This is a genomic window from Pseudalkalibacillus hwajinpoensis, from assembly GCF_039851965.1.
In the GTDB taxonomy this organism is placed as follows: domain Bacteria; phylum Bacillota; class Bacilli; order Bacillales; family Guptibacillaceae; genus Guptibacillus; species Guptibacillus hwajinpoensis_E.
On the sequence record NZ_CP156674.1, the window covers coordinates 3835781 to 3862164 of the forward strand.

Sequence of the window (26384 nt, forward strand, 5' to 3'; positions counted from 1 at the left end):
AATGAAGCATATAAAAAGGTGATGATTCTATGAACAATGCAATAAACAAACCATATACATCAAAAGATGCAGGGTTCTGGCGAGCTGCAGCGAGTCTAGGATGCGGTGCTTTACTTGTTTTTTCAGCACTTTATGCGTTTCAGCCGCTACTTCCCGTTTTTGCGCTTGAGTTTGACCGGAGCGCAACAACGGCGAGCTTACTTATGTTGCTCCCCGTTATGACGATGATTCCAGGTCTGCTTGTTCTAGGTTTTATTTCTGACCGGTACGGGCGAACAGCTGTTATGAAAGTTTCACTTCTTTTCGTGATCAGCGCTATGATTGGCATACCGTTTGTAAATTCGTTCTCCCTGCTTATGGTGCTTCGGAGTATTGAAGGGTTTTTCCTTGCAGGTATTCCGGCAGCAGCCATGGGCTACCTTGCAGATGAAGTGGCGCCTTCAAGTGTTGGGCTTGCAACAAGCGTATACATCGCGAGTAACGCGATGGGGGGACTCGGAGGACGTGTCGCAGCAGGATATTTAACTGATTTATACAGCTGGCAAATGAGTATTATGATTCTTGCAGCGTTTGCTATCGTAGCAGCTCTCTGTTTTTATTGGTTACTTCCGGATTCTCGCTTTTTTAAAGGAGGCAACCGGAGTATCACGAATGATGTGAAAGAGATGCTTGTGCACCTAACCGATCGCAGGCTATTATCACTTTTTATGGTCGGATTCCTTATTCAAGTTATCTTTACAGGGGTATGGACCTATTTGCCATTCTATTTAGAGAAAGAGCCTTTTTCACTTTCATTAAAATGGATTTCTCTTACTTATTTTGCATACATACTGGGTGTGATTTCTCCTCCTGTTGCAGGAAGAATTTCATCTAATGTTGGCCTGAGGCGTACCATGATGGTGGGGTTGCTTATTCTCGCTGGAGGCACTGCTATGACACTTTCACACGCTGTTATAGTAGTGGTTAGTGGTTTAAGTGCGGTGTGTGGCGGTTTTTTCATCGCCCATTCAATGGCATCTGCATCAGTAGCGAGTACGGCAGAGCATCATAAAAGCGGTGCATCGAGCTTTTATTTAATCAGTTATTATGCGGGTGTAGCAGCAGGTAGTTCAGGAGTTGGGATCCTGTGGGATGCAGTTGGCTGGATAGGAGTAGTTGGTTTGCTCATTCTTATCGTTCCATTACTTCTGCTTTTTACAAATAAAAGGGTTACTAGAAGATACAACAACCATGTACTAAGAGAGGAGAGTGTCAAATGAAGGTACGAAAAGCGAAGACTGGTGACGAAGAGGGCATCGCCTCTTTGCTCTCGGAAATGGGCTATCCTGTTTCGAGCTCACAGCTTAAAGATAGAATAAAGGGAATTATGGATGACAGCAACTATACCACGCTTGTTTTAGAAGAAGAAGGCGTGCTGATTAGCATGCTCGGCATGCACATAGAACGTTCTTATGTTTCTGACATACGGGTTGCTAGGATTATTACCATGATTACTTCGGCTCCGCATAGGCAAAAAGGAGCGGGGACAAAATTAATGACCGAAGCGGAAAAGCAGGCAATCGATGCAGGGGCTTTCACAGTTGTTCTGAATAGTGGAAATCGAGAAGAGAGAAAGGCTGCGCACCGGTTTTATGAAGGATATGGTTTTCTGGGGAAATCAACTGGTTTTTACAAATCGATTGGATGAATGGGAAGCCGGAGCAGTTGATTTGCCTGCTTTCGGCTATAAATGATAATAGGAATTCACAGGAACAAAAGGAGAGCGACACCTCCACTAAGAAGAGCAAGTACAGAGGCGACTAACACACGTTGAACGACTGGAGAGGACCTTTGGAAGATTCGGAAGAACACATCATCACTTCCTTTCAAAAGGGTTTTCTTTTCTACGGATGAAGACGAAAAAAAGTCTCACAACCCCTGATAGGAAATTGTGAGACTTTGTCTTATTGTCGTGTAAATCCTTCTTCGTCCAGATACTGAACAGCCTCATTATAAGAAGGGAACGTTCCATCTAGAATATCTCCTGCATACACATTCCATAGTTCGAGCTCTGGCTCGTACATCAATTCGAGCGTTTGGTTTTCATCATTCATCCAGATCTCAACTTCTATATCCGAACCAGGAAGTACCGAAAGAGAGTCAATCGATTCACGAATGATTTTGCGAAGGTCATTGCTTGAGAAGTCACGAATGTTAACCATGCCTCTTTCGTCCAATGGATAGCCTTCAATAAGGTCAGCGAATACATAGCCGTTTCCATTCGGGTGAAGATGATAAACAACATTTTTCTTATCTATAACCGCTTCTTCATAGTGGAAATTCACGCGTCCAAGCGAAACATCTTTTCGCGTAAGTTCAGGGAATGATGATTCAATAATCTCTAGTTTTTCTTCAAAAGTTAGCATAATGCCTCCATGTGCTTAAATAGTCTTTCTATCTCCAGTCTGAACAGGAATGCTCTTATTCAAACATACTGCATCTTATCTTATCACGGGTTCTTATAAAATTGTATGCTTTGGCTGCAGATTATGTAGAAAATCAGCGATTTCCGACTTGTTTCGTAATATAATAATGCTTTTTTCAGACCCATTCTGCTGGAATTGTTCAAATCTACTTTTCATTTTTTCCTTGCGAGGGTGATAAGTCGTCCAGATAAATTTCAGGAAAGCCAAGTCCATTTTCTCTTTGCATCCTTCGCCCATGTCTTGTCTCGTCTGTCCAATATGAGTAATCCATCGTTTCAAAACCCGATAGATGCATATCATTCTTGGAAGCTCAATGTAAATAATAGTATCCGCATGATCTGCGCGAATATCATAGGAATTACTATAATTTCCTTCGATAATCCATTGGGGAGAGGTGACAATCTCATTCTGTGAGGATCTAAACTCTTCAAGCGATGCTTCCTTCCAACCAGGTTTCCAGAAAAGAGCGTCAAGATGATGCACATCAATTTGAAGGATTTCTCCAAGCTTTTGTGCAAATGTAGATTTCCCCGCGCCTGCCGAAACTCCCATTACCATGATCCGCTTCACGAGTATTCCCCCCTTGAAAGTAGCGTCTTTCAAAAGTTTACCAAAAAGATCTTGATCGAGGAAGTCTGTATCGACTAACAAAATGAAGGATATGCAATGATGTGTGAGGATGCGTTACCATATAAGAAAGCTAATATAAAAGGGGAGTAAATGTGAAAACGTTATCGAACGCTGTACAAACTGCTAAACACCTAGTATTTTCTAAATTCCCAAATTGTGAAGCGGCTTTCCTCGCAGGAAGTGTTGTTAGGGGGGAGGCGACGGCTACTTCTGATCTTGATATTGTAGTGTTTGATTTGTCAGTATCTGTTTCTTATCGAGAGAGCTTTTTCTATGCAGGCTGGCCTGTTGAATGGTATGTACATAATCTAAAAAGCTATCAATCGTACTACGAAAGTGATTGTAAGCGAGCAAGGCCCTCACTGCCAAAAATGATCTCAGAAGGTTTGGTTCTTCAAAATAATGGTGTTGCTGACACATTAAAAGTAGAAGCGAAAGCCCTGCTCAGGAGCGGACCGGAAAAGTGGGGAGAGGAGACTATTAGGGTAAAGCGTTATTTTCTAACCGATGTTCTTGAGGACTTTATCGGAGCCACTGGAGGGGAAGAATTATTTTGTGCCAGTGCCTTAGCAGAGAAGCTCCATGAATTTGTGCTAAGAACGAACGGTCAATGGATTGGTGCTTCAAAGTGGATTGTCCGTGCTTTAAGAAATTATGACAGCGATTTAGCAACTGAATTCATTACCGTTTTTGATCATTATTATAAGACGCGAGAAAAAGAAGCCGTGATTAAACTTGTAGATCAAGTGCTTGCTCCGTTTGGGGGCCGTCTGTTCGAAGGGTTTTCATTAGGGAAGTGAGTTAACTTTTTTTTTAGGAAACATCGCTCATTTATGCGAAAGTGTTATTCATTCGTAACATTTTAGTAGAATCATGGGAGTAAAGACTTCTTATCTATGAATTCATATGTTACTCTCAGATTACTAGAAAGGGATGGGAAAGGGTTTGTTAAGTTGAAAATTATATCGAATGGACTCAAAACTTTCCTCCTTCTGATCGGAATTGGTATCGTGGTCATAACCGTATTCACTGATATAAACCAGTCGAATGGTTTTCTTGTAAAGAAAGACGTCCTGATGCCAACTGATCTTCACCCGGCTGTTACGGATGCGAGAGATGAATTAATAAGAAGAGCAAGTCAGAATGGAATTGAAATTGTTGTAACAGATGGCCATCGAACGGAAGAAGAACAGAATGAGCTCTATGAACGTGGACGTTCAAAAGATGGACAGGTTGTGACGAACGTAGCGGGTGGTGGATCCTATCATAATTATGGGCTAGCCATTGATTTCGCATTAAAACTAAATAACGGTGACGTGGTATGGGATATGGAACGTGACGATAATGGTAATGGAAAGTCTGATTGGATGGATGTGGTAGCCATCGCAAAAGATCTTGGATTTGAATGGGGCGGGGATTGGGAAAGCTTTAAAGATTACCCTCACCTTCAAATGGATTTTGGTTTAACAATTCGTGAATTGAAGAATGGCTACAGGCCGGATGAAAGTGAATATGCTTCAGAATAAGTAGCATTTGACAAAGGGGAAAATAAACAACGAGATTCTGTTATCTAAAATGATGAACTGAATATTTTGAGTCATCAGGGTCCATAGGGGTTATGTGAAAATATTTTTTCTCAAAAAAATAAAAAACAGGTTTATCTGTTTTTATACGGGGTATTTCTAAACTAACATAATTTTTCCCCCTTTTTACCGTCCGATTAATCGGGCGGTACTTTTTTGTACTGAAAAGTGAAATTTACATATTATTGTATTGTCCTCTCCAGGCATTAATAAGTCGTCAATTCATTAAAAAATTACTAATATTAGGGAAGATTCTCATATTCTCTTTTATCGTCTCTCAAGAGAACCTAAATTAGAGAAAAAAATAGGGGAGGATTCTATGAGTAAAACGTCTTTGATTGATTACAAAATTTTTATTCCATCATTATTAATAATGATTGGGATCAGTATTCCATTTGCTTTATATGAGGCAGAGTCATTAAAATTACTTAATTCGATTTTTGATTACATAGTAGATGTGTTCAGTTGGGGCTATCTATGGTATGGAGTTATTCTAGTAGCAGCTGGTTTATATTTTTCATTTTCGAAATATGGCCAGGTTGTAATGGGGGACCCAAAGGAAAAACCTCGCTTTACATTATTTGAATATGCATCCATTTTGATCGCAATGGGGGTAGGTTCGACAAACATGCGGACGGGTATGCTACAGTGGACTTCAGTAGCTAACGATCCACCTGCCGGGGTAGATCCTGGGTCAGCAGAAGCGCTTCTCTGGGGGAACACATATAGCATGTTCTTGTGGGGATTTCAAGTGTTCGCTATTTTTGTTATGAGTGCTCCTGCGATGGGATATATTCTCCATGTGAAAAAGCGACCGTTAATGAGGATTTCTGAGGCCTGTCGTGTGATCTTTCGTAATAAGTTTACGGATGGATTGGGCGGAAAAGTCCTGGACATCCTTTTTCTGATTAGTATTCTAGCAGGTGCTTCTGTAACCCTCGGCCTTGGAGCACCGATTATCACAAATAACCTATCAGCACTTTTGGATATAAAAGTGACATTTGGAATGACGATCATTGTTACCATTGTCTGGGTGTTCTTATTTTCACTTAGTGCCTACTTAGGAATTGAAAAAGGGATCAAGCGTTTAAGTACATTGAATATGTATTTAGCTGGACTTTTTGCTCTATTCATTGTAGTAGCTGGCCCCGGGGTGTTTATATTAAACTATTTCTCAGATAGCGTATCATTTCTTTTATCCAATTATCTTAATATTTCATTAAACACGGACTCCGTTCATCAAGGAGCACCGTCGCACATTCAAAGTAATACTGTCTTTTGGTTTGCCTATAGTGCTACATGGGCAATGCTTCATAGTGTATTCGCTGCTAAAATCTCAAAGGGTAGAACAATAAAAGAAATGATTCTTACATATCTTTTAGCACCTACTATGATTTCATGGATCGCTACAGGAGTACTGGGAGGCCTTGGAGTACATCGGTATCTCAATGGAGATGTGGCTGTCTTGGAACTGATCAAAGAAGAGGAAAGGATGCAGCTATTCCTGAAATATTGTCCACTCTACCATTTGGGCAGATATCGATTATCGTATTTATAGTTGTAGCACTCATTTTCTTAACAACTACCCTTGATTCAACGACTTATACGGTAGCTGCCTATACAAGTACGAAAGATATGAGTAAATATGAGCCGCCGAAAACCCTGCGTATTGTTATTGCGGCAATTATCACAGCACTTGCGCTTGTACTTATGAGGATAGGAGGGTTAGCACCATTAGAAGTAATTTCAGGACTAATGGGTCTGCCAATAATTATTATTCAATTCTTACTCATCTATGCTGCCAAGCGGATGATAGATAAAGACCAGGTATGGCGAACTAATATAAGACAAAAATAAGGGTATGAAAAATTAAGCACAGGAGAGAGTGATAGATGATTCGTTTTAATATAACCAAGCTTCTAGACAAGCTAGATCGATAAAAGTAGAATTTAAAAACGCTCAGAGCATATACAAGGCTCTGAGCGTTTGTTTTATAGTTATTTTTGCTTGAATGGCCACCAGATCCCTTTCCCAAATGAAACAGTGATGGCTGGGATAAGGAGTGGCAAAACGATTAAACCGTAAAGAAGTAAACCTGTAATAACAATGGTAGCGATTTGCATTAAACTAAGCACACCAGAAGGCATCATAGCACCAAATGTTCCGGCTAGTATAATCGCAGCGGTAATCACAACCGTACCCATTTTTGCCATAGAGAGATGCATTGCTTCTTCAATGCCAATTGATGCTTCCTCGTTGAAGCGATCTAGAAGAAAAATAGAATAATCGACACCGAGCGCGATTAACATGACAAAACCAAAGAATGGTACAGCCCACGTAATGCCATCATAGCCGAGCAGATTGATAAAGATGAGCTCTGAGATCGCAATGGAAATGAAGTAGGTTAGTAAGAGTGAACCGATCATGACGAGAGGCATAATCATTGAGCGGAAAAGCACAGTCAAGATAATAAACAAGCCAACCAGCATAATGATAACGGTCCTAGTGAAATCGCTAGTTGAAATGTGGGATAAGTCACTATTAATACTTGAAACACCACTATAGGCAATCGTTGCATCATCAAGTGGCGTACCATCAATCGTTTTGGCTACTGTTTCTTTTATTTCACTCACCGAGTCGATTGCTCCGGTTGAATATGGATCTTCTTTTAAAATGACCTCTAACGTAACTGCTTTTCGGTCATCAAAAGCATATCTCTTAATGGCCGGCTCAAATTCTTTGGTATCAAGCGACCCATCTGGAATAAATACTCCAGTATCACGAAGTGCTTCTGAATAGCCCATCTCTTTCACCAGATCGGCAGCATCCTGCAAACCATTTTCAATTTCTTTCAATCCATCAATGGATGAACCGACACCGTCAGAAAGCTGAGAGATTCCTCCGCTCAGCTCTGACACTTGACCTGCTTGACCCTGAAGATCTGATGAAGCACCAGATAACCCCTGCTGAATCTGTCCTAACTGCTGTTGAACCTGACCAAGTTGTTCAGTCGCTGCAGACACATTTTGTGTTTGCTGAAGCCCTTCAGTTATGGAGCCGAGCTGATTATTAATATGACCAAGTCCAGTAACTGCATCCTCAAGTTCACTGGCATTTCCGCTTTCTGGAATTTGACCATTCATATCATCGAGACCATTTTGAACCTCAGTCAAGCCGTTTTGTACTTCATTAATACCAGTTGTGGCCTCATTCAATCCTTCACCAACTTGAGTGAGTTGGGAGTCAACATAGAAATCATCAATCACATCACCTGCAGGTCTTGTAATAGACCGTACGGAATTGACATCGTCGCTTTTTTCAATTTCTTTACTAATCATTTCAATATAAGGTAGGAAATCTTCGGTAACGATATTTTCCTCCTGCTGAATAATAACCTTTACAGGAAGGGAATCGCCTTTACCAAACCCAGCTTCTATAGCATCGAGCCCTTTAACAGAATCATAGTCATTTCCGATTTCATTCACAGTGTTAAATGATAACTGATCATCATAAGTGAAGAGAAGCGGAACGGTAATAACCGCAACAATAACCATGGACCAAATTGGTCGGTTAATAGAAAACCGTCCAAATGCAGTCCATAGCTTACTATCTTTGTGTGATGCTGACTTCTTTGAAGGCCAGAATAGTTTGTCTTTCAATAAAGCCATGAAAAATGGAACGATTGTAAAGAGAACAATCATAAGAACAGCAATACCTACTGCAACTCCTACAGCAGATTTGAAAATCGGGAACTCTGCAAATCCAATCGCAGTAAAGCCTATAAATACAGCCAATCCGCTAATTAACAACGTACGACCGGCTGTTTTGTACGTATTAACGATCGCATCTTCAACTGGATGTCCCTGCGTTAATTCTTCCTTATACCTGCTTAATAGTAGAATACAATAATCAGTTCCGATACCAAATAAGATAGCAACAAGGAATATTTGTGTGTAATTGGAAACAGGGAAGCCGAACCAATCAATAAGAAAGGCAACGATTGATTGACTGAGTAGATATGTCACCCCAACGGCAAGCAAAGGTATAAAAGGTGTAGTGATAGAGCGAAATACGGCTAAAAGGAGACCGAAAATTAACACAACCGTAATTATTTCAGTTCGCTCAAGTCCCTTTTGTGCGCTTTCGTTTACATCGTGATTGATAATTGCTTCACCAGTAAGATACGCTGTTGTGCCGTCAGGAATAATATCCTCTCGAATACGTTCCGAAAGCTTATTGACTTCTTCGTCAGACCCGTCGACTGTAATTAGAAGCAGCACCGTCTCCTTATCTTCAGACACAAGCTGATCAGATATCTCATCACTTTCAAAAGGATCAAGAACATTCTTAATAAGCGAACCTTCTTCCTCAATTTCGTTAGCTATCGAAGAAATGTCTTTTTTTGATTGCTCGTCAATCGATTCGTTGTAAGTAAACACTAGTGAGATCGTTTCATCTCCAGCCCCAGCTTCTTCAAGAATATCAGCTGCGAGTTTTGAATCGGCATTTTCAGGAAGCTGGAATGTTCCTGCATCCTCTGCTTGTTTTGTAAGACTAGGAGATAAGATGAATAACACGGCCGTAAGTGCAATTAATGCAATGGCGATGGGCCATTTAAATTTTAAAATTAGTCTCATTCTAAATCTCCTTCTGTTTTAAGAATTGAACTAAGCTTACGAAAGATACGTAGAAATTCATCTATTTCCTTCTCATGAAAATCGTTTAATACGATCTTTTCTACGTGCTCATAGATGACTTCATTAAATAATGAAACAACGTCGTGTCCTTTGTTAGTAAGAGTAATAGACTTTCCTCTCAGGTCTTCTTCCGAATCGACAATAGTGACAAGCCCCTTTGTTTCAAGCTTCTTGTATCGGTTTGAAATGGCACTTTTGTGAACCCCCTGTAGGGATGCCAGTTTACCAGGGGAAATATGCCCGGATTTAGAAATAATTTGTAGCATCTGAAGCTGTTCTGAAGAATATTCTTCGAAAATTTGATGTTCAAATGAGCGAATAACGCGTTCCGTTCCATACATAATCACTTCTTCAAATAACTCTACCGCCTCACATAACTTCTTATTCATGCATCAGCCCTCCGATAGTTTACCCTCTAAACATTATTAGTTTAACGCCTAAACTTTGTTCAGCGCAACTCTAAATGTTAATATGCTCGGATTAATTTGATAAAGTCGGTCCAAGCGATATAAATAAATTTTATGAAACGTGTATCAATTGACCTGTTTGAGCTGAAAGAGGGACTTTATTAAGTGATAATGAGATTGGTTCCTATAAGAAGTTAAATTATAAATTTCCAGAATTTTGGCACAATATATATTGCATAATACCGTTAACGGTATTATGATTAAACAAACCGACACTCGTTCGCTAAAACGAAAGGGAGGAATGAACATGAAGAGCACAGGTGTAGTTAGAAAAATTGATGAGCTTGGCCGAATTGTCATTCCAAAAGAACTCCGCCGTACGCTAGATATTCAAGTAAAGGACCCTATTGAAATCTTCATAAGTGAGAACAAGGTGATCTTGCAGAAATACCAGGCGGATATGGCCTGTATGATTACAGGCGACGTATTGGACGAGAACATGACATTTGGCAATGGAAGCATTGTTCTAAGTCCGGCAGGGATGGCTATTTTACAGGAAGAGTTAGAATCCAAATCGGGGTTAAAACACCAAGAAATGCTAAAAGCTAAATAGGGAAGAAAGACACACCCGTCCAGGAGATCTGGTACGGGTGTTTTTTTGAGTTTTTTCTAAAACTTGTTCTTGGAGTATCAATCGGATTAATGCTTGGAAATGCCTTCGAAAGCGCCGTTTGTCCTTATTAATGTTTTAACCTTACTATCAATCGCGGGTGTTCATTTCTTTATGGAGATCATTCACCCTAAATCGGCTATTCCAATTAAAAAACAGCTTCAAACGTTGAAGGACAAACGCATTTTTACAGCCCAATTGACATCTTTCTTATTTTTAACCGGCGATTTAACACTTTAGGGCTATTTGGCGACTTTTCTAAAAACGACGCTTGGATCGAATGGAAACTGGGTAAGTATGGTATATCTGATCTTTGGTTTTGCAGCGGTTGCAGGTGGAGGATTAGGAGGCACCGCTTCTGATCCATATACGACCTTTTCATTTCTGCTCTTTATCATCGTAATGATAATTTGGAGTATGATTAGCTGGGGAATTACTCCTGCGCAGCAGAGTGTTCGTGCACTATCTTCTCTAGAAAAACGAGCAGGTTAGTTGCGGTGAAAAAAAGATTTTGAAATGATGTTAGTAAATAAGAAAGGGGAGCTTAAACATTAACGTACTTGTAATTGGAGCAAATGGACAGGTTGGTCAAAACATTGTAAATCTTCTCCACGATAGTGAACAACATTCTGTAAAAGCGATGGTTCGGAAAGAAGAGCAAGCCGCCGAATTATCAAATCGAGGTATCGAATCTGTTGTAGCAAGTCTTGAAGATACAGTTGAAGAAATTATCTCAGCAATGAATAGTAGCGACGCCGTTATCTTTGCAGCAGGCTCTGGAGGAAGCACAGGGTCTGATAAAACACTTTTAGTTGATCTTGATGGAGCAGTGAAGACAATGGAAGCAGCAGAGAAACTTGGTATTAAGCGATATGTTATGCTGAGTGCATTGCAGGCTCACAATAGGGAAAAATGGAATGAAGCACTTCTTCCATATTATGCAGCAAAGCATTATGCAGATAAAAACCTTGAAGCAAGTTCTCTAGACTATACCATTGTACGCCCTGGAGGCCTGTTGAATGAAGCTGGCACAGGTCAGGTAGCGATCGCTGAAAACCTTGAGCGTGGCTCAGTGCCTCGTGAAGATGTAGCGAAAGTCATTGTTGCTGTCCTTTCGATAGATCACTCGATCCGTCGTTCCTTTGATTTGATTTCTGGCGACAAATCGATCGAAACAGCAATCTCATCGATTTGATGCAGAAACCGGTTCTCTGTGGGGGATCGGATTCCTTAATTTTTCTTGTTTAAGAATGATAATTGATGTTGAGTTTAGTGCAAGACATCTTTACAATATGGAGTGAGTACATAAAAATTATTGTTTAAAGGAGTCGAACAATGGAAAAAGTATTGATTTTCGGACATAAAAATCCCGACACGGATACGATTACATCAGCACTTGTATATGCAGACTTAAAAAGTAAGCTTGGGATGAACGTAGAAGCTGTTCGTCTTGGGGCCATTAATGGTGAAACGCAATTTGCATTGGATCAGTTCAATGTAGAAGCCCCACGTATGGTGCAGACGGTTTCCAATGAAACAAATAATGTTATATTAGTTGACCATAATGAACGTCAACAAAGTGTTGAGGATATTGAGAATGTTCGCATTCTTGAGGTGATCGACCATCACCGTATCGCAAACTTCGAGACAGCTGATCCGCTTTATTATCGTGCTGAACCAGTTGGTTGTACTGCGACGATCTTAAATAAGCTTTATAAAGAAAAGAACATTCAAATCGATAAAAGCATAGCCGGATTGATGCTTTCCGCTATTATTTCAGATTCTCTTTTGTTTAAATCACCAACTTGTACAGAAGAGGATATAGCAGCAGCTCGTGAATTAGCTGGAATTGCAGGAGTAGATGCAGAAGCATACGGTCTTGATTTGCTAAAAGCAGGAGCGGACATGAGTAGTAAAACGCCTGCTGAATTGATTGCTTTGGATGCAAAAGAATTTGGAATGGGATCAGCAAAAGTAGAAGTCGCTCAAGTAAATGTAGTTGATACACTAGACGTACTCGCTCGTCAGGATGCAGTAGAATTGGAAATGAGAAAAGCGATTGAAGCGAAAGACCTGGATCTTTTCTTATTAGTTGTGACAGACATTCTAAGCAATAATTCAACTGCTCTTGCGCTTGGAAAGCATTCTCATCACGTGGAAAAAGCATTTAATGTGGAGCTTATTGAAAATCTTGCAGTGCTTGAGGGTGTTGTTTCTCGTAAGAAGCAAATTGTCCCTGTCTTAACAGAAGCATTTACAGTAAAATAAAGTAACACGTTCAGTCCCACCTGATCGGATGAACGATTGACCCCCGAACAAGATTCTCTTTTAGAATCCGTTCGGGGTTTTTCTGTTTAGCATATTGTAAAGAAGTACCAGGAGCGTCATAATTAGTTTTACAGGACTTTTCTACTGTGAAAGTTGTTGTTTAATAGGTTCATATTCGAATAAATTTCCTTCATAAATAAGGGAAAGTCTATCGCTTTTTCTGAAGTCATCAGGGGTCACAAGAGCGGGGAGCTTATCCCATAACCTAATGCCAGAGCGGTGTAAAACCTCAGCTACAAATTGAGAACAAAAGTAAGAATTGCTGAATTCAATAGGTTCGTTCATTGACACACCAACCACACCGAGCAGATTGTACAAAAAGCGTTCCCTGTTTTTAATGAAAATTTCAAGTAATCGTCTCATTTTCTGTACATCACGTTCTGTGACTATTAGCTCATAAATCACACAGGTGGTTTTAGGGTATTTTCGATAGGTTCCAGTTAAAATATCTTCTTTAACAAAGCCGCCATATAATGGATTAGTAGGATTTTTCCTGCCGAAACTGTACATATCGCTTAAATCCCGATCAAAGGCAAGTGAAGCATGATTATAGGGAGCTTTTGTATATTTTTTAATCGACTTTGTAAATAGTGTTCCGGTGTCTGAAAGTAGGATGTAGACAGTTTTTGTCATAGGTAACTCCTTTCGAATCAGGCATTGAGGCTTAAAGCATGTATCATTAGGGGGGAGTACACTCTGGAAAGTACATTGTGGACATTAGCTATTATTCTAGTCGCGTTAGTAAGCGCAACGATTGTGTTTTTAACGATTAAAACAAACCAGCAGCATAAAGACTTTTCAGGTATCACGTTACGTGTCAAAACCTGGTGGGGAATGTTTTTCGTGTTTTGCCTTGCCACGTTATTCAATCCAATTGTATCATTGTTCTCTTTAATGATATTAAGCTTCTTTGCTCTTAAAGAGTATTTTTCAATGATGAAAACAAGAAAAGCGGACCGGAGGATCTTTTTATGGTCATATTTAGCGATACCGCTTCAATTCTATTGGATTTTAATTAACTGGTATGGCATGTTCATAGTTTTTATTCCGGTTTATGTGTTTCTTTTGCTACCACTTCCTCGTATTCTAGGAAAAGGCACACTAGGGTTTCTTCGATCAGTCAGTTCGACTCAATGGGGATTAATGCTAATGGTGTTTGGTTTAAGTCATCTGGCATATTTCCAAATTGCAAGCCCGGTCCATGGTGCTAATCTAGTCTTATTTCTTGTGTTATTAACTCAAGTAAATGATGTCTTTCACTACCTTGTTTCTCTATATATCGGTAAACGGAAAGTCGTCCCATCCTCCAATCCTTTTCTTACAATTGAAGGATTTATCCTTTCCTTACTGGCTACAACCGCTCTAGCGTATGTTTTCTTCCCTTACTTAACACCATTTGGAACTTTGTTTGGGGTCTTGTCAGGTGTATTGATCAGTGTTGCGGGTTTTCTAGGTAGCTTAACCATTTCAGTATTAAAAAGAGACTTACTATTGGGAGATAATACGAGGGTATTAGACTTAAAGGAAAGCTATTTAAGCAGAGTAGATAGCCTTGCTTATACATCTCCTGTATTTTTTCACGTTATTCGTTATTTCTTTGATTTTATGTGAGAAAGTACAGTTTCAGGTGTTTCCAATTAATTATTTGAAAGATCGCTAAGAATTTAATGCAAGAAAAAAGACAGCGGCTATTCCGCTGTCTCGCTTTCCAATTATTCTCCGAGTAAGGAAAGTCCGCCATCAACAATAATCGTTTGACCACGAATCATTTGTGCGGCCGGGGTTGTTAAGAAATAAGTCGTATCGGCCATGTCAGTTGGTTCAACAAGACGACCGGCTGGATTTCTTTTTTTAGCAGATTCAAGTAGTTCCTCTCTGTTAGGAAAATGTTTAAGTGCGTCTGTATCAACTGCTCCACCGGATACAGCATTCACAACAATTCCTTTTGGTGAGAGCTCAACAGCAAGATATCTTGTAATGGCTTCAACAGAAGCTTTTGATACACCTACTGCAACATAGTTTGGAAGGGCTCTGATTGAACCGAGGCTTGAAAGAGCGACAATGGAGCCGCCACCATTCTTTTCCATAATACGAGCGGCTTCCTGGGCAGCAAATAAATAGGCTTTAGCATTAATGTTCTGTGTCCAGTCCCAGTGACTTTCTTCAATTTCCATTAAAGGTCTCAGTACACCTGAAGCCGCATTATTAATAAACACATCAAGGCGACCAAATGTTTCTTCCGCTTCGTTGAATAAAGACGTAATTTGCTTTACTTCGCCAACGTTGGCTTTAACAATATGTACAGTTATTCCAAATTCTTCTTCTAGCTCTTGCTTCGTTTGTTCAGCATCTTTCTTCTTCCTCATAAAATTAAGAACAAGGTTATACCCTTCGGACGCAAATTTTCGAGCTATTGCTTTTCCGATTCCACGAGTACCACCAGTTATTAAAGCTACTTTATTAGCCATTGCATTTCACCTCTTCAATTTCTAATCACTCCTATCATACAGGAACTGTCCAGCTGTGAAAAGTGATCACTAAAGAAGGAGAGATTCATGGTTGTATATTTCATAAAAGCATCATTCCTTTCATAAACCGTAATTATGCTATAATAAGCTTTAGTTAAAGAGAGAAAATTCCATAAAGAGTATGGGAGAGGAGACTGGAGATGAAAGTAAAAGTATTAAAACCAGTTTTTGCAGAAACAGCAAGTCAGCTTGTGAATACGGCAAGCCGCTTTCCTGAAACCATCCTACTGAAGAAGGACCACTGGGTAGTAGATGCAAAGAGTCTACTCGGCGTATTGGCGTTATCGCTTCAACCAGGTCAAACGCTTGAAGTTATTGTTGAAAACGAGGAATCCACAGATGTTACTGCATCATTTCTTGCGCTGGGCTTATTTGAAGAGGCGTGAGTCCTTCCTGATGGAAGGCCTTTTTTTTTGAAAACAGGAAATTCATTTTCATAAAACACATCCAAATTGCACTGAGTCACGTTAGCTATACATATGCCTTCCGCCCTTCGGGCTGGCGCCAGATGCGATGAAAAAGGAGAATGGTATGAGAGAACCTAATGATGCCGACCTTTATATGAAGGTACAGGCAAAAGATAAAGAAGCTCTCAAATCCCTTTACGATCAATATGAAAAACACTAAACTCTGGAAAGGTCGAGCACAGTATAACGAAGACAAAGGGAAATTCTCTTCCTGGCTTTTGACCATGACACGGCATACGTCAATTGATATCCTTAGAAAACAGTCAAAAGAACCAAATTTCGAATTGGATGAACGTGATGCGCTCCATAGTGACGAAGCTTCTGTGGAAGATCAGGTAGAATGGAAAGAGCGTCAGGAACTTAGATGTTCCTGCTTTTTTTATTTATGAAGTTTTGTCTATTAAAGGATAGAAGGGTTTCTAATAGGATTACTGGGGGTATATTTTACTAAATCCATATAAAATTTGATAATGTCAACCAGGTTAACTATCATAAATAGGTATGTGGTTGTTATTATTTCAAAATATTTTTGTGTTCCAAATGCAATTAGGAGTGGATGAAATGCATAAGGTTACAAAAGTTTATTCGATAGGCATCGCGATTGCGATTGTCTTTGTTGGTTGGGGCGTGATTATGCCTGGTAACCTTAACCAGGTTATGACGGTTTCACAGAATTTCTTTCTTGATCAGTTTGGCTGGTTTTATCAGCTGGCATCAATATTTTTTCTGGTTTTCGCTATTTATTTAATTTTTAGCCGATTTGGACATATTAAACTTGGAAAGGATACGGATAAGCCTGAATACAGCAGACTAACCTGGTTTGCGATGCTGTTTAGCGCCGGGATGGGAATAGGGCTATTGTTCTTTGGTGTGTCAGAACCAATGTCCCACTTTTCTACCCCGCCATATGGCGAAGGAGGAACTGTTGAATCAGCTCACCTTGCTCTTCGTTATACATATTTACACTGGGGTTTTCATGCCTGGGCAATATATGCAACAATTGCCCTGGCTCTCGCTTATTATAAATTCAGAAAAGGTGCGCCTGGCTTAATGAGCGCTACACTTTATCCACTGATAGGCGACCGAGTTAAAGGCCCAATCGGAATTACATTTGATGTTATTGCAGTTTATGCAACGATCTTCGGAGTAGCCGCCTCCCTTGGGCTCGGGGCGCAACAAATTAATGGCGGGTTAAGTTATTTAACGAACATTCCAAATAATTTTACAGTTCAGCTCATTATCATTGCAGTTATTACGATATTATTTACCGTATCAGCAGGAACAGGTATTAAAAAAGGGATTAAGTATTTAAGTAACGCCAATATGGTGTTAGCCGTACTATTGCTCATTTTGTTTCTTATTATTGGTCCAACTAAATTTGTCCTGGATTTATTCGTCACAACGTTTGGTGAATATGTGCAAAATATCTTTGCTATGGGTATGCGACTTGCCCCGATGAATGCCGACAATGAAACCTGGATTCAAAGCTGGACAATCTTCTACTGGGCATGGTGGATTGCGTGGTCTCCATTTGTAGGAACGTTTATCGCTCGTGTCTCTAAAGGTAGAACGATTAGAGAATTCATGGTCGCGGTAACCGTCGTTCCTACAGTTGTTTGTGCGTTCTGGTTTGGTATCTTTGGAGGTTCTGGAATCTTTTTTGATTTTACTCAGGGAACTGATATCGCCAGCCAAAGTCTTGAAACAGGATTATTCTTTCTTTACCAGCAGCTTCCGTTTGGGATGGTCCTAACAGTGATTACGCTCTTATTAATCGGCACATTCTTTATTACATCAGCGGACTCTGCCACATTTGTTCTTGGCATGCAAACGACAAATGGAAGCCTAAATCCACCTAATTTTGTAAAGTTTAGCTGGGGATTTCTACTTTCAGCTTCGGCGGTTGTTCTAATGGTCACAGGTGGGCTTGAAAGTATGCAAACAGCAATTATAGTTAGCGCATTCCCATTAACCATCATTCTGCTATTTACTTGCTGGGGTATGCTGAAATCATTTAATGAAGAGGTACCAAGAAAACAGCGCAGCGCTGACAAAAAACCGAAAATAAAGAAAGATATTAAAACGGTTTAACGACTGAAACCCACTGAAGAGCCTGCTCTTCAGTGGGTTTTTTTTGATGGCATTAATACTCAAGATTGGCAGAATGAATGAGAATTCGCTATGATAGTATCATGTGGACTAAAAAAAATAATACAAAAATAAGTAGTTGGTCAGCGCGTTTAGCTGCGGCGGACCCCGGCAGAACAAGATTGCATCAGGCAGCTAGAATTACAATCAGTGTATTGTCATCGGTTTTGACAATGATCTGGTTAACTTCTATATTAGGAATCGCCTTTACCCCGGCCATATTAGCTGGTGTAGTAGGGCTGTTGACTCTTTTACTTGTGAATGACGACACAGAAAGACAGAAAAAAATGACCACCTTATTGTTAGTGCTATCCAGTATAATTGCTTTATCCATAAGCACGTGGTTAGGCTCTTTGCCATACGTAACGGATGTACTATTTTTAATGGTTATTTTCTTCGCCTATTATACCCAGCACTATGGCTTTCGGTATTTTGGTATTTTTATGGTGGCATTTTTATCGATTTACTTCTCAACTCTGTTAAATCTTCACCCAGATGATCTACCTGGTTTTATCCTCGGAATTCTTGTGGGTGGTGCCTATTCATATATTTATCATTTCCAACTATTTCGCAATAGACCGAAAAAGCAGCTTATGCGAAGTATGAGTTCATTCCATATTCAAACTAACCTAACGCTAGATCTGGTGTTAGAAGGAATTGCAGATCCAACCCCTAATCGCCTTAGAATTTTCCTTCTAAAGCGAGATGTTAGAAAACTAAACGAATATGCTCAGGTCATTTCAAGTCAATTAACATCAACAAAACCTGGGGAAATATGGGACGGTATCGATGCAGAGCAATTAAGATTATATGTTTTTGATGCTGAAATGCTGATTGAAACCTTGTACCCCGCAGTAAAACGGCTAAAAGAAATGCATGCCCTTGAACACAATGAAGTAAGGAGGCTTCTTTATAAAGTAGTTGAATCGATCAGGGATGCAGAAGTATTGCGAAGTCATGATATCATAGGGAATTTAAAACAAACAGAAACAGTCATTGCAGAACTTAAATTACAGGTTGCTCACCTCAGGTTATCAAATCCTGAGAATAAAGATTGGTTATGGCTTATTAGAAGGATCGAATCAATAGCGAATCATCTAGTTGATAGTTCTGAGGAATTAGGAAAACGACGTATAGCGAACATTGAAGAAAGTGAAAGGTTAGAAGATGCAGAGGAAGTTAAACAAGAGAACGCTAAAAAAGAAGAGGATGAATCAATAAAACAACCGCGTCTAGCAACAAGGAAGGCCATGCAAGCGATCGTGGCGGGGGTGGCTGCGATCGTTCTAGGTTATTTCTTATCACCTGCTCACCAGTACTGGGTGCTATTATCAGCTTTTGTAGTCCTCCTCGGAACAGATACCGTAGGGATGACACTTCAAAAAGCTTCCCAGCGTTCACTAGGAACGATTTTCGGTGCGATTGCTGGTTTTGGACTTGCACATCTTTTGGCAGGGCAAATCATTCTGGAACTTGTAGCTTTGTTCTGCTGTATCTTTATGGCATTTTATCTTCTTTCCATTTCTTATGCGATGATGATGTTCTGGATGACGATGTTGATTGCAATCATGTATGATTTTATCCTCGGAGGAATTACAGAACAAATTCTGATGGCGCGTGTTTTTGATACGCTTGCAGGAGCATTTATCGGGTTTCTCGCAGCTGCTTTAATCTATCCTAGAAAGACAGGAGAAAAAGTTGCTGAAACAGCTGAAGATTTCCTTAATCAGCTCAGTGACTATGTGTCAGACTATCTCAATTCGTTTGTAGCTTCTGACAAAGAGTATGATTTTACGAATCAAGCATTCGGAATCGATGAGCAGATGAGGAAAATTACAGAAGATGCCAGGCCACTTAGAAATAGGCCGGCGATACTCGCGCGATCTGGTATTGAAAGGTGGCTTACTGTTCTCACAGCCATTAATTATTTCGCAAAGCACCTTCTGGCTTCTACAAACAGAAACAATCGAGCTCAGATGATTTCTGGAACAGAGGATACGGTGATGCTGATTAAGTATGCTTTGACACATAATATCCAAACCCTGCTTCGGTTACTGAAAGGTGAAACAGGTATCTATCTATACAATTTGAACAAACAGCGTGAGCGTATTGAAGGTCTTTCTGAAAACTTAACACATGAGGATATTGAAGTGAAAAAATTTGTGAATGATCTTTATTATATCTGGAGAATCAATCAATCACTTCTGGTCCTTGGAAAAGAGCTTGGTTCGATTAAGAATAGAGACGCCTCAACAGAAGAATTGCTAAACTAGCAAAAACCGAAGCGGATGCTTCGGTTTTTGTTAGTTATAGAAGCAATAAGAAGAAAATCGTAAGGAGAGCAATGAAACTTCCCCCCACGATAGATGTAATGCGATATCTTCCTTCCTTCTCTGTTAATTCCATAAATACCTGAAGTTGAATGACAATTTGAATACATGCAAAGGTAAGGAGAGCGATGATGAGCAAGTTGGTCGATAAGTCACTTATCATAACAAGACAAAATGCAAGAACGGTTAACACGATCATCACTATAAAATAGGAGAACAGTTTGATGACATGTGGTTTCTTACTCTTCACCTTTCTCACACCTTTCCTAATAAATAGACAACTGTGAATATAAATACCCAGATTACATCAATAAAATGCCAGTAAAGACTTGCAATGAACAATTTTGGACCAGTAACTTCATTAATTCCTTGAATCCACATCTGAACAAGGAGCAATGAAATCCATACTACTCCAAAAAGAACGTGGGTTCCGTGCGTCCCCAGCAGGATGTAAAAGCCTCCAAGAAAGGCGCTTGTGGAAATTGTTGCCTCTTTTTGTACATAGGCAAGGAATTCTCTTATTTCCATGCCGAGAAATCCCAGTCCCAATAAAATGGTTACAATAAACCAAATAAGTGTGGCTACTTTATTTCGGCGTTGAAGCATGTAAACGCCAATGGCACAGGTGAAGCTACTTGAAAGTAACAGAATCGTCGAGATCATAACCTCTCCAAGCTTAAATAGTTCACTTGGAGCGGGGCTATCGGCAGTTAATTCTTTAACAGCTAGATAAACACCAAATAAACAGCCAAAAACAACGATTTCTGCTCCGATCAGGAACCAGAAGGCAAGAATATTCATTTGAGCCGTTTTGCCATTGAATAATCCTTTCTCTAAGGAATACTCCATTACTTCTCAACCCCTTTGTCTTTGGACATCACTGTGTTCTTTGGGATATAGTAACCATCTTTATTTTGAAAAGAACGAACGCCCATCAGTAGGAAAACGCCAAGCATACCAGTAATTGCAACGAACCATATTTCAAAAACAAAACCAAATGATGCGATGAGAAATGCAAGTCCCATTAAAGCGGGTAATGAACTTGAAGAAGGCATGTGAATATCCTCATATTCGCCGATGAAATCAATGTTCTCTTTGCCGTTTTCGTATGCATCCCATAGCGGTTCTCTGCTCCGGATTACGGGTTTTCTAGCAAAGTTATATGCAGGGGATGGGGATGGGATGGTCCACTCCAGCGTACGCCCTCTTTTAAACCATGGATCATGCGCTGTAACACTCTTACCATAGCGGACGGTTATATAAATGTTTACCATGAAAAATAAGACACCAATGCCCATTAAGAAGGCACCACAGGTACTAACAAAGTTCAGCCATCCAATTCCTGCTCCTTCCGGATAAGTAAATACGCGTCTCGGCATTCCCATTAATCCCATGATATGCATAGGAAAGAATGTAATATGGAATCCAACGGCGAATGTCCAGAAGTTCCATTTTCCTAAAGTTTCATTAAGCATCTTTCCAAACATTTTTGGCCACCAGAAGTAGACGCCTGAAAGTACTCCAAAAATAGTTGCTCCAATAATGACATAATGCAAGTGGGCGACTACAAAATAACTATCGTGATACTGGTAGTCGGCAGGAACAGTACCCAGCATTACTCCGGTTACTCCACCAATAACAAAGGTGAAGATAAAACCGAGCGCGTAAAGCATCGGGGTATCAAATCGGATCCTCCCGCCTCGCATTGTAAAAAGCCAGTTGAAAATTTTAATCCCTGTAGGAACTGCAATTAACATCGTTGTAATTGCAAAGAACACATTAATGTTTGCTCCGAGTCCAACAGTAAACATGTGATGAACCCATACCATAAATCCAAGGAAACCGATTAATATAATAGCTTTCGTTTAGAAAAGGTGCTGATGACGTCTGAGAAAATACCAAAAGCAGGAAGTGCGATAATGTATACCTCCGGGTGACCAAATATCCAGAAAAGGTGCTGCCAGATTAATGGATTTCCCTCAGAGCCTGACAGGATAACCGTTCCAAATAAACGCTCAACCGTCAATAGCAATAGGGCAACGGCAAGCGCTGAAAAAGCATATACAATCAAAATAGAAGTGATAAACATTGACCAGGTTGAAAGTGGCATTCTCATAAAACGCATACCAGGGGTCCGCATTTTGATTATGGTAACGATGAAATTAATGCCCCCCATTATCGTACCGAGACCTGCAACCTGGAGGCCAATAGGGTAATAGCTGTTACCTGGCCCTGGAGTGAATTCCTTTAAAGCGAGGGGAGCATAGGTGGTCCATCCGGCGTTAGGGGAGCCACCAGCTACAAAACTCGCATTAATGAGAATTCCTCCAGAAATAAATAGCCAGAGGCTTAATGAATTGAGAAACGGAAAGGCGACGTCCCTTGCGCCGATTTGTAGGGGAACAATCACATTCATCAGTCCAATGAGGAGAGGGGTTGCAACTAGAAAGATCATCACAGTTCCGTGTGTACTCGTAAGTTGGTTAAATCTATCCCCCTGAAATACCCAGAATTCATTCGCTGGAAAAGCCAATTGCATGCGAATGAGAAGTGCTTCGATTCCTGCCGTATAAAAAATAGGAACGATACAAATAAATACATAACGCCGATTTTTTTATGGTCAGTTGAAGTCATCCAAGCCCAGAGCCACTTCCATTTATGATATTTCGTTAATAAATAGACTGCTGCAATCGCCATGATTGTGAAAGACAGATCAGCAAAGATAATATCTGATGGTAATGACATAAAGTAATCAATAATCGTGCTCATTTGTTAATCCTCCTCTCTCTCAGCTGAAGACTTTACCCAGTTTAAGAATTCATCTTTCTCCACAACATCTGTATTGAAGCTCATTAAAGCGTGGTTTGCGCCACAGAGTTCCGCACATTTCCCGTCATACGTACCAGGTTCAATTGCTGTCAGAACAAGCGTATTCTCCTGATGAGGAAGAGCGTCTTTTTTTCCGCCAAGTCTTGGGATCCAGAATGAATGAATCACATCTTTTGAATGCAGTTTAAAAATAACAGGACGATTGACTGGAAGTTTAAGTTCGTCTAGAAGAGTAATATTGTACTCAGGGTAGTGAAAGGTCCATTGAAACTGCTCTGCAGTTACCTCCACAATGAGGGGGTTTTGATCATTTGTAGGTGTTTCATCAAGCTGATATGTAGTAGCAAGCGTTGGTACCGCAAGGACGACTAAAATCACAATTGGAAGCACGATCCAGGTGATTTCAACCTTTTTGTCACCTTCTATTTGAACTGGAAAATCATATTCCTGCCCTGGGCGCTCACGGTATTTAATGAGAAAACGGGTAAATAATGTGAAAACAACGATTAATACGATGCTCATTAGTAATAAGCTAAACCAGAGGAGACTTAATTGTTCTTCAGCTGCAGTGCCTTTTGGGTCAAGAAGGGCAATATTAGAGCATCCCGATAGAAGAACAAGTACAAAACATATGGTAAGACGGTTCATCGTCTTTAACATTAGATTTCACTCCTTCCATTACCTGTTTATTTGTCTTTTGTCAGTACCCCTAATAAGAAATGATAAAACGAGAAGTGAAAGCGTTTGTAAATGATGTTCAAAAGATCATGCCCTTTTATATGATCTATTTTCATATTCGTAAAACAGTAAAAAAGTAGTTTGTTGAAGTTTGAGTAGTGTAAAAGCAATGAGTAGTCAAATAGTAGAGTTATAGGAGGATTCACATGATTAACAACAAGACTGTATTTATTACAGGTGCAGATAGAGGAATCGGGTTTGAAATAGGAGAGACATTTGCAGCAAATGGAGCAAATGTTGTATTGTCTGACATAAATGAACAAGGTACAGAAGAAGCTGCAAAGAAGCTAAAAGACAAAGGGTACGAAGTCATTGGTGTAAAAGCGGATGTGACGAATGAAAATGAGATCAAAGCAGCCATTGATCGCACAGTAGAGGAGTATGGCCGTTTAGATGTATTAATTAACAATGCAGGACTTCAACACGTGTCAGCTCTAGAAGAATTTCCTACTGAAAAGTTTCGTATGATGCAGGATATTATGCTTACAGCTCCGTTTATTGCAACAAAATATGTGTTCCCAATTATGAAAAAGCAGGGTTTTGGAAGAATCAATAACATGGCTTCTATTAATGGAGTGATTGGATTCTCAGATAAAGCAGCGTAAAATAGTGCCAAGCATGGTGTGATTGGACTTACTAAGGTAGCCGCTTTAGAGGGTGCTGACATGGGATTGCTGTAAATGCAATGGCGCCTGGTTATGTCGATACACCGCTTGTAAGAGGTCAAATGGAGGATCTTGCTAAAGACCGTGGCGTTGAAGTTGAGAAGGTTCTTGAAGAAGTAATCTATCCACTTGTTCCGCAAAAACGTCTTCTTAAGGTTAAGGAAATTGCTGATTATTCTATGTTTATTGCAAGTGATGCTGCAAAAAGCATTACAGGACAGGCATTACTTATTGATGGTGGTTATACTGCACAATAATGAAATCATAAAAGTTAAAAGCAGCACTCGCATAAAACGCGGGTGTTGCTTTTTATTTCAATTAGGCAGTGCAAGGTAATGTTATTTACCACTGAATGCAATTTGTACACCGATTAGAGCGAGAAGTGCTCCTTTTACGAGATTGATTTTTCTTGAAATAGTGGTGCTTTTGTTCACGACCTTAGAGATTTTACCCGCAAAAATACTGATGATGCTAAAAATGACAAGGGCCTGGATAATGAAAATTAGTCCAAGTAAAACCATCTGTAACGCAGGAGAACCCACCTCTTGATTAACGAACTGTGGAAGTAGAGCAAGAAAGAAAAGAGAAACCTTCGGATTCAGGATGTTCATAATGATTCCTTTCCGATAAAGAGAAGCGTAAGGGCGTGAGCGCTGTTTATGAATGGCAGCGGTTGTTTCCCTGTCTTTAATAGCCTGATAGGCAAGATAAAGCAAATAGGCAGCACCCAAATATTTAACAACGGCAAAAGCAATTGATGATTGGTATAGAATGGCGGATATGCCTGCTGCTGTAGCGGTGATATGAACTAGGAGACCTGAGCAAAGCCCAAGTGAAGTCGCAATACCAGCCTGCCTGTTTTGAGATATACTTTGAGCAAGAACAAATAAATTGTCAGGACCAGGCATAAGGGTCAGAACAACGGCAGCACCTAGAAACGAGAGGAGCAGTGAAAAGTCCATACAATCTTCTCCTTTATAATTGATATTGTTTTAGTATAAATGAGAGATATCATTTCGAAAAGCTATTTAAAGAAGCGCCAAGGGTTTATGATACAGATAGACCTTGTTTTAGCCATCTGAAGTCATTTGTAAATGGTGAGGGATAATCATTAGCTACGGGGTGTATCCAGTGCAGGTTTTGATTGAAATGGTTATGAGTTTGACAGAAGTCGCATTAATGGTATAATTCTGACATCTTTGCAATTGGAGGACCTTTGCTATGAAACCAATTCTAATTGATTTCCCAAACGAATTTATAACAGAACGTTTACATATTCGCCTGCCCAGACCGGATGACGGAAAAATTGTTTATGAATCAATCAAGTCGTCCTTAACTGAACTTAAGGAATGGATGTCTTTTGCACGGACAGAGCAGACCATTGAAGACGTGGAGGCCAATATAAGAGAATCTCATGCTGCTTTCTTAAAAAGAGAGGATCTAAGATTATTATTGTTTCATAAAGAAACAGGAGAATTAATCGGTTCTTCTGGACTTCATCGAATTGATTGGGCTGTACGAAAATTTGAAATCGGTTACTGGATAGATTCCAGATTTTCTGGTAAAGGATATATGACTGAAGCAGTTAGAGGAATTACTGAATTTGCATTTAATGAGCTTGAAGCCAGAAGGGTAGAAATCCGATGTGATGTGAAGAATGTGCGGAGTAGAAAAATTGCGGAACGAGTAGATTATGATCTCGAAGGGATTCTACGAAATGAAAAGCTATCTATAGATGGTGATGAAACTAGGGATACATGTGTTTACGCGACAATAAAGAACTGAATCGGTCGTGCTTTTTGCAGTTTTAGAAGAGGGTAGTCTCTTCATAATAGTAAATCAACCCATTGTCTGTATGAAGAAGGAGAAAGTAGGGGGGATCAAGAAACTACCTAAAGT

At 39.9% G+C, this 26384-nt stretch carries 24 protein-coding genes and 3 pseudogenes; 16 read left to right on the top strand and 11 right to left on the bottom strand.

Going from position 1 to position 26384, the window contains the following annotated elements; translation table 11 throughout:
- Nucleotides 1-29: 29 nt before the first annotated feature.
- Together ABFG93_RS19830 and ABFG93_RS19835 are read left to right on the top strand one after the other, a co-directional pair.
- On the top strand, nucleotides 30-1259 hold the full coding sequence (locus ABFG93_RS19830; RefSeq protein ID WP_347549730.1) for an MFS transporter: 1230 nt from the start codon (nucleotides 30-32) through the stop codon (nucleotides 1257-1259).
- Nucleotides 1256-1687, top strand: a complete 432-nt coding sequence (locus tag ABFG93_RS19835; protein ID WP_347549731.1) for a GNAT family N-acetyltransferase — start codon at nucleotides 1256-1258, stop codon at nucleotides 1685-1687. Before ABFG93_RS19830 ends, ABFG93_RS19835 begins: the two co-directional genes overlap by 4 nt.
- 256 nt (nucleotides 1688-1943) lie before the next feature.
- On the opposite strand, the gene ABFG93_RS19840 is transcribed toward ABFG93_RS19835, so the two are convergent.
- Nucleotides 1944-2405: a hypothetical protein gene (locus ABFG93_RS19840; RefSeq protein ID WP_347549732.1), complete on the bottom strand. Its 462-nt coding sequence runs from the start codon at nucleotides 2403-2405 to the stop codon at nucleotides 1944-1946.
- Nucleotides 2406-2498: 93 nt separating this feature from the next.
- Nucleotides 2499-3035: a topology modulation protein gene (locus ABFG93_RS19845; protein WP_347549733.1), complete on the bottom strand. Its 537-nt coding sequence runs from the start codon at nucleotides 3033-3035 to the stop codon at nucleotides 2499-2501.
- Between the two features lie 152 nt (nucleotides 3036-3187).
- Between ABFG93_RS19845 and ABFG93_RS19850 the strand changes: the two genes are divergently transcribed.
- From ABFG93_RS19850 to ABFG93_RS19860, 3 genes and pseudogenes are all read left to right on the top strand, one after another.
- Entirely contained in the window at nucleotides 3188-3895 is a 708-nt protein-coding gene (locus ABFG93_RS19850) for a nucleotidyltransferase domain-containing protein (protein WP_347549734.1), read from the top strand.
- A gap of 153 nt (nucleotides 3896-4048) precedes the next feature.
- A complete protein-coding gene (locus ABFG93_RS19855) occupies nucleotides 4049-4621 on the top strand; it encodes a M15 family metallopeptidase (protein ID WP_347549735.1) in 573 nt (190 codons plus the stop codon).
- A 376-nt stretch (nucleotides 4622-4997) separates the two neighbouring features.
- Nucleotides 4998-6535, top strand: a pseudogene (locus tag ABFG93_RS19860) (BCCT family transporter).
- A 140-nt stretch (nucleotides 6536-6675) separates the two neighbouring features.
- Here ABFG93_RS19860 and ABFG93_RS19865 read toward each other — a convergent pair.
- Both ABFG93_RS19865 and ABFG93_RS19870 read right to left on the bottom strand, forming a co-directional pair.
- Entirely contained in the window at nucleotides 6676-9315 is a 2640-nt protein-coding gene (locus tag ABFG93_RS19865; protein ID WP_347549736.1) for an MMPL family transporter, read from the bottom strand.
- Nucleotides 9312-9764 carry a MarR family winged helix-turn-helix transcriptional regulator gene (locus ABFG93_RS19870; protein ID WP_347549737.1) on the bottom strand — a complete coding sequence of 151 codons (453 nt, stop codon included), beginning with the start codon at nucleotides 9762-9764 and terminating at the stop codon, nucleotides 9312-9314. Before ABFG93_RS19870 ends, ABFG93_RS19865 begins: the two co-directional genes overlap by 4 nt.
- 325 nt (nucleotides 9765-10089) lie before the next feature.
- Here ABFG93_RS19870 and ABFG93_RS19875 point away from each other — a divergent pair, with 325 nt between their 5' ends.
- From ABFG93_RS19875 to ABFG93_RS19890, 4 genes are all read left to right on the top strand, one after another.
- Entirely contained in the window at nucleotides 10090-10395 is a 306-nt protein-coding gene (locus tag ABFG93_RS19875) for an AbrB/MazE/SpoVT family DNA-binding domain-containing protein (protein ID WP_347549738.1), read from the top strand.
- A 303-nt stretch (nucleotides 10396-10698) separates the two neighbouring features.
- Nucleotides 10699-10944: a hypothetical protein gene (locus tag ABFG93_RS23185; protein WP_431522025.1), complete on the top strand. Its 246-nt coding sequence runs from the start codon at nucleotides 10699-10701 to the stop codon at nucleotides 10942-10944.
- A 58-nt stretch (nucleotides 10945-11002) separates the two neighbouring features.
- Nucleotides 11003-11647, top strand: coding sequence for an SDR family oxidoreductase (locus ABFG93_RS19885; protein ID WP_347552906.1), 645 nt, complete (start codon nucleotides 11003-11005; stop codon nucleotides 11645-11647).
- Nucleotides 11648-11787: 140 nt separating this feature from the next.
- Nucleotides 11788-12720, top strand: coding sequence for a manganese-dependent inorganic pyrophosphatase (locus tag ABFG93_RS19890; protein ID WP_347549739.1), 933 nt, complete (start codon nucleotides 11788-11790; stop codon nucleotides 12718-12720).
- Between the two features lie 141 nt (nucleotides 12721-12861).
- On the opposite strand, the gene ABFG93_RS19895 is transcribed toward ABFG93_RS19890, so the two are convergent.
- Nucleotides 12862-13413 (bottom strand): hypothetical protein, encoded by a 552-nt coding sequence (locus tag ABFG93_RS19895; protein WP_347549740.1) that lies wholly within the window; start codon nucleotides 13411-13413, stop codon nucleotides 12862-12864.
- Between the two features lie 63 nt (nucleotides 13414-13476).
- Here ABFG93_RS19895 and ABFG93_RS19900 point away from each other — a divergent pair, with 63 nt between their 5' ends.
- A complete protein-coding gene (locus ABFG93_RS19900; protein ID WP_347552907.1) occupies nucleotides 13477-14391 on the top strand; it encodes a phosphatidate cytidylyltransferase in 915 nt (304 codons plus the stop codon).
- 101 nt (nucleotides 14392-14492) lie between these two features.
- Here ABFG93_RS19900 and fabL read toward each other — a convergent pair whose 3' ends face one another.
- Nucleotides 14493-15248 (bottom strand): enoyl-[acyl-carrier-protein] reductase FabL, encoded by a 756-nt coding sequence (fabL, locus tag ABFG93_RS19905; protein WP_347549741.1) that lies wholly within the window; start codon nucleotides 15246-15248, stop codon nucleotides 14493-14495.
- A gap of 200 nt (nucleotides 15249-15448) precedes the next feature.
- Between fabL and ABFG93_RS19910 the strand changes: the two genes are divergently transcribed.
- The 4 genes from ABFG93_RS19910 to ABFG93_RS19920 all read left to right on the top strand — a co-directional run bounded on the left by ABFG93_RS19910 (nucleotide 15449) and on the right by ABFG93_RS19920 (nucleotide 20196).
- On the top strand, nucleotides 15449-15694 hold the full coding sequence (locus tag ABFG93_RS19910) for an HPr family phosphocarrier protein (protein WP_347549742.1): 246 nt from the start codon (nucleotides 15449-15451) through the stop codon (nucleotides 15692-15694).
- 227 nt (nucleotides 15695-15921) lie between these two features.
- Entirely contained in the window at nucleotides 15922-16164 is a 243-nt protein-coding gene (locus ABFG93_RS23190) for an RNA polymerase sigma factor (RefSeq protein ID WP_431522026.1), read from the top strand.
- Nucleotides 16165-16336: 172 nt separating this feature from the next.
- Nucleotides 16337-17866 carry a glycine betaine uptake BCCT transporter gene (locus ABFG93_RS19915; protein ID WP_347549743.1) on the top strand — a complete coding sequence of 510 codons (1530 nt, stop codon included), beginning with the start codon at nucleotides 16337-16339 and terminating at the stop codon, nucleotides 17864-17866.
- Nucleotides 17867-17967: 101 nt separating this feature from the next.
- A complete protein-coding gene (locus ABFG93_RS19920) occupies nucleotides 17968-20196 on the top strand; it encodes an FUSC family protein (RefSeq protein ID WP_347549744.1) in 2229 nt (742 codons plus the stop codon).
- A 34-nt stretch (nucleotides 20197-20230) separates the two neighbouring features.
- On the opposite strand, the gene ABFG93_RS19925 is transcribed toward ABFG93_RS19920, so the two are convergent.
- From ABFG93_RS19925 to coxB, 4 genes and pseudogenes are all read right to left on the bottom strand, one after another.
- Nucleotides 20231-20503 (bottom strand): cytochrome C oxidase subunit IV family protein, encoded by a 273-nt coding sequence (locus ABFG93_RS19925; RefSeq protein WP_347549745.1) that lies wholly within the window; start codon nucleotides 20501-20503, stop codon nucleotides 20231-20233.
- Between the two features lie 5 nt (nucleotides 20504-20508).
- A complete protein-coding gene (locus ABFG93_RS19930) occupies nucleotides 20509-21102 on the bottom strand; it encodes a cytochrome c oxidase subunit 3 (RefSeq protein ID WP_347549746.1) in 594 nt (197 codons plus the stop codon).
- Nucleotides 21102-23022, bottom strand: a pseudogene (locus ABFG93_RS19935) (cytochrome c oxidase subunit I). The gene ABFG93_RS19930 and the pseudogene ABFG93_RS19935 overlap by 1 nt, the downstream one beginning before the upstream one ends.
- 3 nt (nucleotides 23023-23025) lie before the next feature.
- Nucleotides 23026-23742 carry a cytochrome c oxidase subunit II gene (gene coxB, locus ABFG93_RS19940; protein ID WP_347549747.1) on the bottom strand — a complete coding sequence of 239 codons (717 nt, stop codon included), beginning with the start codon at nucleotides 23740-23742 and terminating at the stop codon, nucleotides 23026-23028.
- A 224-nt stretch (nucleotides 23743-23966) separates the two neighbouring features.
- On the opposite strand from coxB, the pseudogene ABFG93_RS19945 reads away from it, so the two are divergent.
- A pseudogene (locus tag ABFG93_RS19945) lies at nucleotides 23967-24742 on the top strand (3-hydroxybutyrate dehydrogenase).
- An 81-nt stretch (nucleotides 24743-24823) separates the two neighbouring features.
- Here ABFG93_RS19945 and ABFG93_RS19950 read toward each other — a convergent pair.
- Nucleotides 24824-25447, bottom strand: coding sequence for a LysE family translocator (locus ABFG93_RS19950; RefSeq protein ID WP_347549748.1), 624 nt, complete (start codon nucleotides 25445-25447; stop codon nucleotides 24824-24826).
- Nucleotides 25448-25706: 259 nt separating this feature from the next.
- Between ABFG93_RS19950 and ABFG93_RS19955 the strand changes: the two genes are divergently transcribed.
- The gene (locus ABFG93_RS19955; RefSeq protein ID WP_347549749.1) at nucleotides 25707-26270 is read left to right on the top strand and encodes a GNAT family N-acetyltransferase; all 564 of its coding nucleotides are present in this window, start codon (nucleotides 25707-25709) and stop codon (nucleotides 26268-26270) included.
- Nucleotides 26271-26384: the final 114 nt, after the last annotated feature.

Coding starts and splice junctions, on each gene's coding strand:
- ABFG93_RS19830 (WP_347549730.1), top strand. CDS start 30: ATGAACAATGCAATAAACAAACCATATACATCAAAAGATGCAGGGTTC.
- ABFG93_RS19835 (WP_347549731.1), top strand. CDS start 1,256: ATGAAGGTACGAAAAGCGAAGACTGGTGACGAAGAGGGCATCGCCTCT.
- ABFG93_RS19840 (WP_347549732.1), bottom strand. CDS start 2,405: ATGCTAACTTTTGAAGAAAAACTAGAGATTATTGAATCATCATTCCCT.
- ABFG93_RS19865 (WP_347549736.1), bottom strand. CDS start 9,315: ATGAGACTAATTTTAAAATTTAAATGGCCCATCGCCATTGCATTAATT.
- ABFG93_RS19870 (WP_347549737.1), bottom strand. CDS start 9,764: ATGAATAAGAAGTTATGTGAGGCGGTAGAGTTATTTGAAGAAGTGATT.
- ABFG93_RS19875 (WP_347549738.1), top strand. CDS start 10,090: ATGAAGAGCACAGGTGTAGTTAGAAAAATTGATGAGCTTGGCCGAATT.
- ABFG93_RS19890 (WP_347549739.1), top strand. CDS start 11,788: ATGGAAAAAGTATTGATTTTCGGACATAAAAATCCCGACACGGATACG.
- ABFG93_RS19895 (WP_347549740.1), bottom strand. CDS start 13,413: ATGACAAAAACTGTCTACATCCTACTTTCAGACACCGGAACACTATTT.
- fabL (WP_347549741.1), bottom strand. CDS start 15,248: ATGGCTAATAAAGTAGCTTTAATAACTGGTGGTACTCGTGGAATCGGA.
- ABFG93_RS19910 (WP_347549742.1), top strand. CDS start 15,449: ATGAAAGTAAAAGTATTAAAACCAGTTTTTGCAGAAACAGCAAGTCAG.
- ABFG93_RS23190 (WP_431522026.1), top strand. CDS start 15,922: ATGAAAAACACTAAACTCTGGAAAGGTCGAGCACAGTATAACGAAGAC.
- ABFG93_RS19915 (WP_347549743.1), top strand. CDS start 16,337: ATGCATAAGGTTACAAAAGTTTATTCGATAGGCATCGCGATTGCGATT.
- ABFG93_RS19920 (WP_347549744.1), top strand. CDS start 17,968: ATGTGGACTAAAAAAAATAATACAAAAATAAGTAGTTGGTCAGCGCGT.
- ABFG93_RS19930 (WP_347549746.1), bottom strand. CDS start 21,102: ATGGAGTATTCCTTAGAGAAAGGATTATTCAATGGCAAAACGGCTCAA.
- coxB (WP_347549747.1), bottom strand. CDS start 23,742: ATGTTAAAGACGATGAACCGTCTTACCATATGTTTTGTACTTGTTCTT.
- ABFG93_RS19950 (WP_347549748.1), bottom strand. CDS start 25,447: ATGGACTTTTCACTGCTCCTCTCGTTTCTAGGTGCTGCCGTTGTTCTG.
- ABFG93_RS19955 (WP_347549749.1), top strand. CDS start 25,707: ATGAAACCAATTCTAATTGATTTCCCAAACGAATTTATAACAGAACGT.